Genomic DNA, 12606 nt, shown 5'->3' with positions numbered 1-12606 from the left:
GGATGCGAACCGTGGCACGCCGTTGTCCGGCGGGGCGGGACGGGCCGCGGATCAGCGGCCCGTGCCCCTGGCGGCCAGGGCCTGGCTGACCGCGCGGACGCTGCGGGCGATGTGCTGCAGCTGCAGGACTTCTGCGGCGTACAGCTTGATCGTGTGCTCGATGACCGACTCGGGCAGTCCGAGCATGGGCAGCTCGGCCCGTGCGGTCTGCAGCGCGGTCCTGGCCACCCGGATCTCCTGCTGGACCTGCAGCTGGGCGTGCCGGGCGAGCAGGACGGGGTGGCGGATGAGGGCCGGATAGCTGGCGTAGCGCGCGGGGATCAGCTCGCGCAGCCACTTGGCCGCCGAGCGCTCCCAGTCGTACGAGCCCGGCGTCTTGACCTGACAGGGCCAGTCGTGGCTGATACGGGTGCTGGTCAGAGGCATGATCATCGCTTCCGGTGGGCGGCGTCGTGAGGGTGGTCCGACGGGTGCGGGGCGGCCCCGGCCTAGGGGATGGCCGGGGCCGCCACGGGCGCGTCGCGCAGACGACACGCCCCGGTACACCCCCCGCGCCGACGTGGGTAGGGGACGGCGGCTGGGGGTGTCCGTGCGGGGACCCCGGGTGTCGGGAACCTGCGCTGCGTGGGGACGTGCGTACGCATGGGCGGTCCGTCGGCTTTCTCGGGGCGGTGTGCAAGCGGTGAGTCCGCGGGTGAAGTATTTATATATACCGTTCGCTTTGCAAGACGTATGAAAACATTCATGCGTGATTTGTCGTGGAAGATCCCCGTCCATGGCAGGTGGACCGCAAGATCTTCACGACACCCGGCGCACAGGCGCACGAACTGCTGGGTTCAGTCCTTCATGAAGAACTGATGCTGGTCGGAGAGCTGCTCGTACTTCTCCAGACGGGCCTGGGTGCGTTCCGGGTCGGCGTCGGTCATGGCCTGCAGCAGCGCGGCCGCCATCAAGCCGGGCGCGGCGTAGGAGTCGAACACCAGCCGTGAGCCGGTGCCGGTGGCGAAGGTGACATCGGCCTCGTCGGCCAGCGGCCCGAGCGCCAGGTCGGTCACCAGAGCGACCTTCAGACCGGCGCCGCGCGCCACGCGGACCGCCTGGAGCGTCTCCTGGGAGTGCCGGGGCATGGCGAAGGCCAGCACCCACGTGCCGCCGGCCTCGCGGCACTGGAGCAGCGCGTCGTAGGCCACGCTGCCGCCCCGGGTGACCAGCCGCACATCGGGGTGGATCCGGCGGGCGGCGTAACCGAAGTACTCGGCCAGCGACTCGGAGATGCGCAGGCCCAGCACCGTCAGCGGGGTGGAGCGGGACAGTTCGCGGCCGACCTGGATGACCCGGTTGGGGTCGGCGAAGTCGCGCCGCAGATTCTCCAGGTTCTCGATCTCGGCGTCGACGGCCGCCTGCAGTTCGTTGGCCCGGTCCTCCTCGCCCGGACCGCCGGCCAGGGTGCTCAGCGCGATCGCCTGGAGCTTCTCGCGCAGCGCGGGGTAACCGCTGAAGCCGACGGCGGCGGCGAAGCGGGTGACGGAGGGCTGGCTGACCCCGACCCGGTCGGCCAGCTCGGTGATGGACAGGAACGCGGCCTCGGTGATGTGCTCGATCAGGTACTGGGCGATGCGCCGCTGGCCCGGCGACAGACGCGGGCCGTCGAAGAGTTCCCTGAGCCGGGAGGTCGGTGCGGCCTCGGCCTCGGGCACGGCCTTGCCCGAGGTGATCGCTGACGCCTGCGCGCGGGCCTGCTGCGGCGAGGGCACCGGTCCGCCTCCTTTGTCTGCCACAAGCACTCAACATAGCTCACCGACTGTGGTGAACAGGGGCTTGAGCAGGAGGTTTCAGCGCCGGAAGAGGCTGATCGAATGCCCCACCGCACCGGTCGGCCTGCTGCTTTCGACCAGCTCGGCGAGCCGTCCGCGCGCCTTGGCGAGCGCGGAGTCCGACACCACCAGCAGCCCGTGCACCCGATCCGGCGGTACGGTGCGCGGATCGGCGGCGTGGATGCCGTAGTACGACGGCACGCCACTGCCCTTGTACACCAGCCACACCCGCTCGCCCGGATACCGCTGCCGGAGCCGGTCGGCGAGCCGGCCCAGGTCCTGTCCCCAGTCGACGTTGGAGTCGTGCAGCAGCCGATGGGTGTTCGCCGGGCCGCCGAACGCCTCGTTGGAGTACGGCAGGTAGTACGGGAACGTCCGCGCCGAACTCGCGGCCGTGCACAGCACCAGAACGGCCGTCGCGGCTGCCGTCCACCGCCGTCCGGTCCGCGGCACACAGGCCCCCGCCACCGCGAGGAACACCGGCACGAACAGCGCGTACCTCGTCCCGAAGTCCCGCGACCCCGTCATGGCCGCCGCGAGCAGCACCCCGGGCGGCAGCAGCAGATACGGCGCGGCGGGCCGCAGCCGCCGCAGTGCCACGACCGTCACGGCACCGGCCGCGCCCAGCGCCAGCAGCCCGAGCGGCGTCTTCACCAGCAGGGCGGCCGGCAGGTAGTACCAGAGCGCGCCGGTGTACAGGTGCCCGAACAGATAGCCCTGCCACGGCTGGTACTCCAGCCCGAACTGCACCCGCATCCCGGCCCGGTACGCGCCCGGCACCGGCAGCAGGTCCACCAGGCGCCCACGCAGGCCGTGCAGGACCGGCACGGGCTCGGCGGGCGTGAACCGCAGCCGCGGATCGACGGCCAGATACGCGGCCCAGACGACACCGACCGCCACGACCAGCACGATGCCCGCCCCTGCGAGCGCCGACAGCGCTTTCCGCCCCCGCCCGCCGGCCGGTCTCGGGAGGGTGGGCAGGGGCGTGTGGTGGTGAGCGTCGGCCGTGGTCGGGAGGGTGGGCAGGGCCTTGCGTCGGTGCTCGACGACCGCGCCCGCGAGTGCGGAGAGCAGCTGCCGTCCCCGCCCCGTGCCGACGTCCGGCCTGCCCGGCGGAACCAGCGGTCTTCGGCCGGTGCCCGTGTGCACGTCGCCCGGCGGGGCCTGTGGTCCCCGGTCGGCGCTCGTGTGCGGACCGCCTGGCGGGTACTGCCGCTCCTGGACGGTGCCGGTGCCCGGCGCGTCCGTCGGCGGAACCTGTGGTCCCAGGTCGGTGTCCGTGTCCGGTCTGCCCGGTGGCGCCTGCGGTCCCCGGCTCGCGGTGAGGACGGACAGCGCGGCCAGGCCCATCAGTACCGGTACCGCCGGCAGTGCGCTCATCTTGGTGGTGACGGCTGCGCCGAGGGCCGCGCCGGCGAGCGGCAGGTACGGCAGGGGCCGCCGCCGGGCCCGCCACACCAGCCAGGCCGACGTCAGGACGAACCCGGCCATCGGCACGTCCAGCGTGGCCAGCGAGCCATGCGCGATCAGGTCGGGCGAGAAGGCGTACAGCGCGAGCGTCAGCAGACCGCCCGCCGTGCCCGTCAGCTCACGGGCGAACGCGAACGCGACCAGCCCGAACAGCAGCGTCAGCACGATCACCGGCAGCCGGGACCAGAACATCACCCGCCAGGGGTCGTTGCCGGACTCGTACAGCAGATGCCGGCCCACGTCCCCTTGAGTGCCGGTGTACGACGGGTCGTAGTGCGGGTCCGCCACCGCCACACCGGCCGCGATGAGCAGCTTGCCGAGCGGCGGGTGCTCGGGGTTGTAGCGGATCCGGTGCTCACGCAGATAGTCGGTGGCCGTAGCGACGTACACCGGCTCGTCGATCGTCGGGGTCTGCTGGACGGCCGTGGTGACCATCGCCGCGGCCATCTGCACGAGCAGCAGCGCGGCCAGCAGCGGCACCAGCCACCGCCGGTGGCGGCGCAGCCGGGCGTACGGGCGGACGGGGGCCGGCCGTGACGGCTCCTCGGCCGGGGCCTCCCGGGTGAGAACCAGATGCTGTGCGCGCGTCATCATCCGCCCCGCGGTGGCACCGGCCGAGGGCCGGCGGGAACGGCAGCGGGCCGGATCATGGCCCTACTGTCGCACCGCTCCCGCCGCCGGAGGCGTCACCGCTCCACGAGTCGTACCGGCAGACCTTCCGCCGTGTACACGGGTACGGCCCGCAACCGGTCGGAGTTCACCTCGATCCGGGTGAACCGGCCGCGCAGCCGGGACGCGTCCGGCGCCGGCAGGGTGCTCCCCCCGTCCGCGGCCCCTCGGCGTCGAGCCGCAGGGACGGCACCGCCGATTCGCCCGGCACGGCGAGGTGCCGGACCGTCAGCGGTGCCGTGCGGCCGACGCGCAGGGTGACCTCCAGCGTGTCCGCGTCCTGCGCGTACGAGCCGCGCACCCGCAGCCGCTCGGCCACCGCCGCGTGCCGCCCGTGACCCGCGCGTCCCCGTGCGCCAGGGCGTCCGCGGAGCCCGCGACCGGCACCGTCCCGCCGGTGTACCGGTTGCGGCCGGTCAGCGTCAGGGGACCGGTGCCGTGTCGCGCAGCCCCCGGTGATCTGCACGTGGCCGGGGGTGGACGCGGGGCGACCAAAGCACGCGAACGTGCCCTTCGGGGCGTTCAGGCGACCGGTACCACCAGGTCCGCCCGCCCCCGCGTCATCGCCACCAGTTCGGCGTTGCGCTGGTCCGTGCCCTGGACCCAGGCCACGGCCCGCTCGTGATCCTTGCCGAACTCCTCGTGCCGGGCGACCAGTCGGCGGATCCGCTCGTCCTCGTCCGCCTCGCAGAACCACACCTCGTCCAGGCACGGCCGCACCCGCGCCCACGAACCGTCCGTCAGCAGAAGGTAGTTGCCCTCGGTCACCACCAGCCGGGCCGTCGGCGGCACCGGGATCGCGCCCGCGATCGGCTGCTCCAGCACCCGCTCGAACCCGGGCGCGTACACCACCTCGTCGGTGTCCTCGCGCAACCGCCGCAACAGTGCCGCGTACCCGGCCGCGTCGAAGGTGTCCGGCGCCCCCTTGCGGGCCCGGCGGCCGAGCCGGTCGAGTTCGGCGTCGGCGAGGTGGAAGCCGTCCATGGGGACATGCGCCGCCCAAGGCGGCCCGTCGGCGTTCAGGGCGCGCACCAGATGCTCGGCGAGGGTGCTCTTGCCCGCACCGGGGCTGCCCGTGATGCCGAGCAGGGCGCGCCGGCCGTCCCGGGGGAGTGCGCGGGCACGGGCGAGGAGATCGTCGAAGGTCAGCGGCACACAGCAGAGTGTGTCACCAGGAACGCGCGCGCTGTGTGGCGTGCGCCACTCACTGGACGGTGCCGCACGGGGAACAGTGCTGGGTATGACTCAGCTCGGTCTCCCCGACGGAATCCAGGCCTGTCTCTTCGACCTCGACGGGGTCGTCACCCGGACGGCCGTCGTGCACGCGGCCGCCTGGAAGGAGACGTTCGACGCGTTCCTGCGGGACTACGAGGGGGAGCGCGGACGGCCGTTCGACCCGGTCGCCGACTACGACGAGTACGTCGACGGCCGTCCCCGCGCCGACGGCGTCCGCGCCTTCCTCGACTCGCGCGGCATCCACCTGCCCGAGGGCACCCCCGGTGACCCACCGGACACGCGGACCGTGCACGGCCTCGGCAACCGCAAGAACGTCCTGCTGCTGGAGAAGATCCGCACCGGCGGGGTCGAGGCCTACGAGGGCACCCTGCGCTATCTGGCGGCGGTCCGCGCCGAGGGGCTGCGCACGGCGATCGTCTCCTCCAGCGCCAACTGCCAGGACGTGCTCCGCTCGGTCGGCGCCGAGCACTTCTTCGACGTACGGATCGACGGCGTGATCGCCGCCGAACGGCACCTGCCGGGCAAGCCGCACCCCGACACGTTCCTCGCCGCCGCCCGTGACCTGGGCGTCGAGCCGCAGCGGGCCGCCGTCTTCGAGGACGCGCTGGCCGGCATGGACGCGGGCCGCGCGGGCGGCTTCGGATACGTCGTCGGCGTGGACCGGGTCGGGCAGACCGACGCGCTGTACGCCCACGGCGCGAGCGTCGTCGTCAAGGATCTCGCCGAGCTGGGAGGCAAGCAGTGATCACCGACCGGTCGTACGCCGTCGAACCGTGGGCCGTCCGGGAGACCGCCCTCGACCTCGACGTCCTCGCCCAGAGCGAGTCGGTGTTCGCGCTGTCCAACGGCCATGTCGGCTGGCGCGGAAACCTCGACGAGGGCGAACCGCACGGCCTTCCCGGCAGCTACCTCAACGGCGTCCACGAGGTGCATCCGCTGCCGTACGCGGAGGCCGGCTACGGCTACCCGGAGTCGGGCCAGACCGTCATCGACGTCACCAACGGCAAGATCGTCCGACTGCTCGTGGACGACGAGCCGTTCGACCTGCGCTACGGCCGGCTCGTCTCGCACGAGCGGGTCCTGGACCTGCGCCGCGGGGTCCTGGAGCGGACCTGCGAGTGGACCTCCCCGGCGGGCTCCACGGTCCGGGTGCGCTCGACCCGGCTGGTGTCGCTGACCCAGCGCGCGGTGGCCGCGATCGCCTACGAAGTGGAGGCCGTCGGCGGCCGCAGCCGGGTGGTGATCCAGTCTGAGCTCGTCGCCAACGAGTCCCTGCCCGAGTCCGACGGCGACCCGCGCGCGGCCGTGGCGCTGCAGTCGCCGCTGGAGCAGGAGGACCACTTCGCCTCCGGCAGCCGGCTGCGGCTGGTGCACCGCACCCGGCGCAGCGGCCTGAGGGTGGCCGTGGCCGCGGACCACGTCGTCAGCGGCCCGGAGCGCACCACCACCCGCAGCGAGAGCGGCAGCGACGTGGCCCGGCTGACCGTCACCTCGGTGCTGGAACCCGGGCAGACACTGCGGGTCGAGAAGCTGGTCGCCCACGGTTGGTCCGGCACCCGTTCGCTGCCCGCGATGGCCGACCAGGTCGACGCCGCGCTCGCCGCCGCCGCGCACGACGGCTGGCAGGGCCTGCTGGCGGACCAGCGGGCCTGCCTGGACGACTTCTGGGCCCGCGCCGACGTCGAGGTGGAGGGCGACGAGGAGGTGCAGCAGGCCGTCCGCTTCGCGCTGTTCCATGTGCTGCAGGCGGGGGCGCGCGCCGAGCAGCGCGCCATACCCGCCAAGGGCCTGACCGGCTCCGGCTACGACGGGCACGCCTTCTGGGACACCGAGATGTTCGTGCTGCCCGTCCTCACCCACACCGCGCCCGCGGCCGTCGCCGAGGCGCTGCGCTGGCGGTACAACACCCTCGACGAGGCCCGCGAACGCGCGGCCCAACTGGGGCTCGGCGGCGCCGCGTTCCCCTGGCGGACCATCGCCGGACCGGAGGGCTCGGCGTACTGGCCGGCCGGCACCGCCGCCTTCCATGTGAACGCCGGCATAGCCGACGCCGTGATCCGGTACGTCGAGGCCACCGGCGACACCGCCTTCGAGCGTGAGGCCGGTGTGGAACTGCTGGTGGAGACGGCCCGGCTGTGGCGCTCGCTGGGCCACCACGACACCCGCGGCGTCTTCCACATCGACGGCGTCACCGGCCCCGACGAGTACAGCGCGGTCGCCGACGACAACACCTATACCAACCTCATGGCCCGGCAGAACCTGCTCGCCGCGGCCGACGCCGCCGAACGCCACCCGCGTGAGGCGGACCGGCTCGGCGTGGACGAGGAGGAGACCGCGTCCTGGCGGGACGCCGCCGAGGCGATGCACATCCCGTACAACGACGAACTGCGCGTCCACGAACAGCACGCCGGGTTCACCCGCTACCAGCGCTGGGACTTCGCCGGCACCCGCGCCGACCAGTACCCGCTGCTGCTGCACTTCCCCTACTTCGACCTCTACCGCAAGCAGGTCGTCAAGCAGGCCGACCTGGTGCTGGCCATGTACACCTGCGGCGACTTCTTCGAGAAGGGGTACGGCAAGGAGGGCGCGGAGGGTGCGGAGCAGATCGCCCGGAACTTCGCCTACTACGAGCCGCTGACCGTCCGGGACTCCTCCCTGTCGGCCTGCTGCCAGGCCGTCATCGCCGCCCAGGTGGGCCATCTCGACCTCGCCTGGGCCTACACCACCGAGGCGGCGCTGATGGACTTGCAGGACCTGGAGCACAACACCCGCGACGGGCTGCACATCGCCTCGCTCGCCGGTACCTGGATGGCACTGGTGGCGGGCTTCGGCGGGATGCGCCGCGACGGCGAGAGCCTGCGGTTCGCGCCGCGCCTGCCCGAGCGGCTGAGCCGGCTCGCCTTCAACGTCGAGTTCCGTGGCCGGCGGCTGCGCGTGGAGATCGGCGCGGACAAGGTGACGTACGCGCTGCTGGACGGGCCGCCGCTGAGCCTGCGCCACCATGGCGAGCCGCTCACGGTGGACACCGAGGAACCGGCCGTGCGGGCCGTGCCACCGGTCGTCCGCCGCCCCACGCCGGAGCAGCCGCTGCATCGGGCGCCGAACGGGGGTTGAGCGCGGCGCTGCGCGCGGAGTGCCGAGCAACGCAAGTGCCCGAACACGCCGTCGGCCGTCTGCCGCGCCGTCGGGCCCGGTCGCGCAGTTCCTCGCGCCCCTGCAGCGCGCTTTCAGTCCGGCGCGCCGGACAGCTGCCGCAGCAGGTCGCCCGTCGCGCCGCCTCGGGTGCCCGCCCGGTCGGTGAAGCTCAGTGCGGGAGCGACCCGCCGGGCGATCGGCGGCGCGACCGTCGACAGCAGCAGCAGCGCCAGCGCCGGCGCCGGCGGGCCGTACACGTCGGACGTCATGCGCCGTCTCCGGCGAGCAGCTCGCGCAGCGCCCGCTCCTCCTCGGGGCTCAGGCCGGTCACGAACTGCTGGAGCGCGGCGATCGGGTCCGGGCCCCGGTCCAGGGCCTCGTGCATCGCCTCGGCGGTCAGCTCGGCCGCGTTCTTCGCCGGGCGGTACGCGCCGCGCCGCCCGTCGGCGTCCCGCAGCACCAGCCCCTTGTCGTAGAGCCGTTTGAGGATGGTGTGCACGGTGTTGTAGGCGAGTGCGCCGTCGATCTCGGCCTGGATCTCCGCCGGGGTCAACGGCCGCTCGGTCGCCCAGAGAGCGGCCAGGACCTCGCTCTCCAGCGCACCGGCGCTGCGCCGCTCCGCCCTGCCGCGGGACCCTGTGCCAGCCATGCCCCAACCTTACAGCGCGTAGTGCCGTCGACCGGATGGCGTCGTCCGCCCGGTTGAGCTCGGGGATTTGGGATAGTTTGTCGATGTTTTCCCTGCGGGGTGACAGGGGTCCGCACACCGAGGGACAGAAGGTGACGATGGCCGGCAGCGCGCACGCCACACTCGCCGGGCTGCGGCGCGAGCGGTCACACCGCACGTCCGGCGGCGCCCGGCGCACACGGTGCACGGTCGCGCTCGCGGCCGTGGCGGCGGCCTTCACCCTGGCCCAACTGCTCCTCGTCCCGCCCGGCATGGGCCTCGGCTGGGACGAGACGGTCTACGTCAGCCAGGTCAGCGCACACGCCCCCGCCGCCTTCTTCAGCGCGCCCCGCGCCCGGGGCGTCTCCCTGCTCGTCGCGCCCGTCGCCTCCTGGTCGTCCTCCACGCCACTGCTCCGGATCTACCTCGCGGTCCTGTCCGGGCTCGCCCTGTTCCTGGCCCTGCGCGCCTGGCGCGGCCTGTTCCCGGTCCGCGTCCTCGCCCTCGCCGGCGCCCTGTTCGCCTCCCTGTGGGTGACCCTCTTCTACGGCCCGCAGGCCATGCCCAACTACTGGGTGGCCGTGAGTGCCCTGGCCGCCGTCGCCTGTTTCCTGCACGCCCGCGCCGGCCGGGGGCGCTTCCCGTACTGGGGCCTGGCGGCGAGTGCCGCGCTCATGGCCTGGATGCGGCCCATGGACGCCGTCTGGGCGGTGCTGCCGCTGCTCGCCCTCGGCCTCGCCCGCCGCCACTGGCGGCCCCTCGCGGTGCTGCTCGCCGGGCTCACGGCCGGTGCCGCCGAGTGGGTGATCGAGGCCTGCGTCAGCTACGGCGGCCCGGTGCGCCGACTGGCCGACGCCTCCGCGATCCAGGGCGGCCTCGGGGCGCACTTCGCCGTCGTCGACCAACTGCGCAGCCTCGGCGGCCGGACCCTGTGCCGGCCCTGCACCGGCGACCTGCCCCACCCGCTGGTCACCGTCTGGTGGTTCGTCCTGCCCGTGCTCGCCGTGCTCGGCCTGACCGTCGCCGTCCGCGCCCGGCGTACGGCGGCCACGCTGCTGCCGTTCGCCTGCGCGGCGGCCGCCGCCTTTCCCTATCTGTTCCTCATCGACTACGCGGCCCCGCGCTTCCTGCTGCCCGCCTACGCCCTGCTAGCCCTCCCGGTCGCCGACGCCCTGGCCCACCTGGCCGGCGCACCGCGCCGGCCCTGGCGCCCGGTCCCCGCCACGCTCGTCGCCCTGGGACTCGCCGTCCATCTCGCGGTGCAACTGGCCGTGCTGACGCACACGGTGGCCTCCACCACCGCGCAGCACCGCGGCTGGTCCCGCACGGCCGCCGCCCTGCACCGGCTCGGTGTCCGCCCGCCCTGTCTGCTCACCGGCAGCGAGGCCATCCCGATCGCGTTCTACGCCGGCTGCGCCTCGGCCGCGACGAGCGGGCACAACGCCAACAGCACCGAGAACGGCATCGCCGGTACCGTCCGGCGGATCCCGGCCGCCGTACTGGTGCCCGCCGGTTCCGGACCGCCCGGATACGCCCGCGACTGGGCGGCCGAGCCCTTCGACGGCGGGCGGCTGTACTTCACCGTGCCGGAGAGCGGCCGATGACCTCACCGGCGCACCTCGCCGTCTGTCTCGGCCGGCGCCGCGCCTGCTGGCACGCGGGCGTCCTGCTCGCCGTCCTGCTCGGCGCGCTGTACCTGGTCCGCCGGCACTGGCCCGCACTGGAGAACGGTGCCTGGCGGCTGGCCGAGGCCGACCAGGGCTGGCTGCTGGCCGGCGCGGCGGCGGCCGCCGGCACCTGGGCGGCCTCGGCGCTCGCCCAGCAGGGCGCGGTCGTACGGCGGCTGCCCGGACGCCGGCTGGTCGCCGCCCAGTTCGCCGCCTCCGCGGCGAACCACCTGCTGCCCGCCGGGCTCGGCGCAGCGGCGGTCAACCTGCGGTTCCTGATGCGCTGCGGACTGCCCGCGGGCCGTTCGGCCAGCGCCCTCGCCGTCAAGGCCACCGCCGGCGCCACTGTCCGCCTGGTGCTGATCGCCGTGCTCGGTCCCGCCTGCCCGGGGCTGCTGCGCCTGCCGCGCCTCACTCCCACGGCCCTCGCCGTCACCGTCGGCGGTCTCGCCCTGCTCGCGGCCCTGCCGGCGAGCCCCTGGTGGGGACGCTGCCGACGGGCTCTGTCGGCCGTCCTGACCGACATCCGCACCCTGCACGCCAACCCCCTGCGCGCCGCGGCCCTGTGGGGCGGCTCCGCGGCCTTCGCCGCACTGCACTGTCTGGTCCTCATCGCCGTCACCCGGGCGGTCGCACTGTCGCTGCCCCCGCTCCAGGTGGCCCTGCTGTACCTCGCCGCGAGCAGCGCCGCCGCACTGCTGCCCACCCCGGGCGGCCTCGGCTCCCTCGACGCGGCGCTCGCCCTCGCGCTCACCGTCTCCGGCGCCCCCACGGTGGCCGCCGCCTCCGCCGTGCTCGGCTACCGGCTGCTGACCGTGTGGGTGCCGCTGCTGCCGGGGCTGTTCGTGCTCGGGGTGCTGGTGCGGCGCAAGGCCCTGTGAGGGGCGGGGAGTTTCCCGCGCGCCCGCCACAGGTAGGAGTCGGATGTCACGTGCCGCCACACGAGGGGGGAGCAACATGTCGGGGAACGACACTGCGGGGCTGCCGAGCGAGGCGTTCTTCACACCGGGGACGTCGTCCTTCACCGCGTTCCTGGCCGCCCACCGGCCCGGGCTGCTGCCCACCGCGCGCACGCTGCCCGACGGGATACGCACGGCCCCCGACCGATTCCCGCACGGCACGACCGTGCTCGCCCTCACCTACCGCGACGGCGTGCTCATAGCCGGCGACCGGCGGGCCACCATGGGCAACCTCATCGCCCAGCGAGACCTGGAGAAGGTGCACCCCGCCGACGACTTCACGGCCGTCGCCTTCGCCGGCACCGTCGGCCTCGCCGTCGACATGGTGCGGCTCTACCAGGTCGAGCTCACGCACTTCGAGAAGATCGAGGGCACCCCGATGACCCTGGCCGGCAAGGCGACCCGCCTCGCGGCCATGATCCGGCAGAACCTCGCCCAGGCCATGCAGGGCCTCGCCGTCGTCCCGCTGCTCGCCGGATACGACCTCACGGCGCCCGAGGGCGGACGCGGCCGCATCTTCGGCTTCGACGCCGCCGGCGGTCTCTACGAGAAACAGGACTTCTACGCCGAGGGCTCCGGCTCCCCGTACGCCCGGGGCGCCCTGAAGAAGCTGTACCGGCCCGGCCTCACCCGCCGCGAGGCCGCCCTCGCCGCGCTCCAGGCGCTGTACGACGCGGCGGACGACGACTCGGCCACCGGCGGCCCCGATCTGAACCGCCGTATCTTCCCCGTGGTCTGCGTCATCACCGCGGACGGCTTCGAGCGGCTCCCGGAACCGGAGACCGAGCAACTCAGCCGGGACATGGTCGAACAGCGCACCACCCGCCCGGACGGACCGCACGCCCTGGCCTGACCCCGCGCCGCGCCCGCGCTCAGGATGCGTTCAGATCTCCCCTGGCAGCGTCGGCGCCATGACCTCACAGACCTCTGCGACCACGGTCGCCGCCACCGGCGCCGGCACGCCGGGCCGTCGCACGCACGGGCACAAG

General features: G+C 73.8%; 12 protein-coding genes. 5 read left to right on the top strand and 7 right to left on the bottom strand.

Features of this window, described 5'->3' with window-relative positions; translation table 11 throughout:
• Positions 1-51: 51 nt before the first annotated feature.
• The 5 genes from ACIGXP_RS19445 to ACIGXP_RS19425 all read right to left on the bottom strand — a co-directional run bounded on the left by ACIGXP_RS19445 (position 52) and on the right by ACIGXP_RS19425 (position 5108).
• The gene (locus ACIGXP_RS19445) at positions 52-432 is read right to left on the bottom strand and encodes a hypothetical protein (protein WP_399769793.1); all 381 of its coding nucleotides are present in this window, start codon (positions 430-432) and stop codon (positions 52-54) included.
• A 404-nt stretch (positions 433-836) separates the two neighbouring features.
• Complete coding sequence (locus ACIGXP_RS19440; RefSeq protein WP_363219692.1) at positions 837-1754, bottom strand: MurR/RpiR family transcriptional regulator; 918 nt, start codon at positions 1752-1754, stop codon at positions 837-839.
• Between the two features lie 78 nt (positions 1755-1832).
• Positions 1833-3878 (bottom strand): phospholipid carrier-dependent glycosyltransferase, encoded by a 2046-nt coding sequence (locus ACIGXP_RS19435; RefSeq protein WP_399769790.1) that lies wholly within the window; start codon positions 3876-3878, stop codon positions 1833-1835.
• Positions 3879-4041: 163 nt separating this feature from the next.
• A complete protein-coding gene (locus ACIGXP_RS19430) occupies positions 4042-4272 on the bottom strand; it encodes a hypothetical protein (RefSeq protein WP_399769788.1) in 231 nt (76 codons plus the stop codon).
• 203 nt (positions 4273-4475) lie between these two features.
• Positions 4476-5108, bottom strand: a complete 633-nt coding sequence (locus tag ACIGXP_RS19425; RefSeq protein ID WP_363219690.1) for a nucleoside/nucleotide kinase family protein — start codon at positions 5106-5108, stop codon at positions 4476-4478.
• A gap of 85 nt (positions 5109-5193) precedes the next feature.
• Between ACIGXP_RS19425 and ACIGXP_RS19420 the strand changes: the two genes are divergently transcribed.
• The gene (locus tag ACIGXP_RS19420) at positions 5194-5934 is read left to right on the top strand and encodes an HAD family hydrolase (protein WP_399769785.1); all 741 of its coding nucleotides are present in this window, start codon (positions 5194-5196) and stop codon (positions 5932-5934) included.
• Positions 5931-8303 carry a glycoside hydrolase family 65 protein gene (locus ACIGXP_RS19415; protein WP_399769782.1) on the top strand — a complete coding sequence of 791 codons (2373 nt, stop codon included), beginning with the start codon at positions 5931-5933 and terminating at the stop codon, positions 8301-8303. Before ACIGXP_RS19420 ends, ACIGXP_RS19415 begins: the two co-directional genes overlap by 4 nt.
• Before the next feature lie 113 nt (positions 8304-8416).
• Here the strand turns inward: ACIGXP_RS19415 and ACIGXP_RS19410 are convergent, their stop codons facing one another.
• A complete protein-coding gene (locus ACIGXP_RS19410) occupies positions 8417-8593 on the bottom strand; it encodes a hypothetical protein (protein WP_399769780.1) in 177 nt (58 codons plus the stop codon).
• A complete protein-coding gene (locus tag ACIGXP_RS19405) occupies positions 8590-8973 on the bottom strand; it encodes a BlaI/MecI/CopY family transcriptional regulator (RefSeq protein WP_363219686.1) in 384 nt (127 codons plus the stop codon). The genes ACIGXP_RS19410 and ACIGXP_RS19405 overlap by 4 nt, the downstream gene beginning before the upstream one ends.
• A 137-nt stretch (positions 8974-9110) precedes the next feature.
• Here ACIGXP_RS19405 and ACIGXP_RS19400 point away from each other — a divergent pair, with 137 nt between their 5' ends.
• From ACIGXP_RS19400 to prcB, 3 genes are all read left to right on the top strand, one after another.
• Positions 9111-10595 carry a hypothetical protein gene (locus ACIGXP_RS19400; RefSeq protein WP_399769883.1) on the top strand — a complete coding sequence of 495 codons (1485 nt, stop codon included), beginning with the start codon at positions 9111-9113 and terminating at the stop codon, positions 10593-10595.
• Positions 10592-11539 (top strand): YbhN family protein, encoded by a 948-nt coding sequence (locus ACIGXP_RS19395; protein WP_399769776.1) that lies wholly within the window; start codon positions 10592-10594, stop codon positions 11537-11539. The genes ACIGXP_RS19400 and ACIGXP_RS19395 overlap by 4 nt, the downstream gene beginning before the upstream one ends.
• Before the next feature lie 76 nt (positions 11540-11615).
• Positions 11616-12470, top strand: coding sequence for a proteasome subunit beta (gene prcB, locus ACIGXP_RS19390; RefSeq protein ID WP_399769773.1), 855 nt, complete (start codon positions 11616-11618; stop codon positions 12468-12470).
• Positions 12471-12606: the final 136 nt, after the last annotated feature.

This window comes from Streptomyces sp. NPDC053069 (assembly GCF_044546895.1).
Lineage (GTDB): Bacteria > Actinomycetota > Actinomycetes > Streptomycetales > Streptomycetaceae > Streptomyces.
The sequence above is the reverse complement of the archived record's forward strand: the minus strand, read 5'-3'. Positions and strand labels throughout refer to the sequence as shown.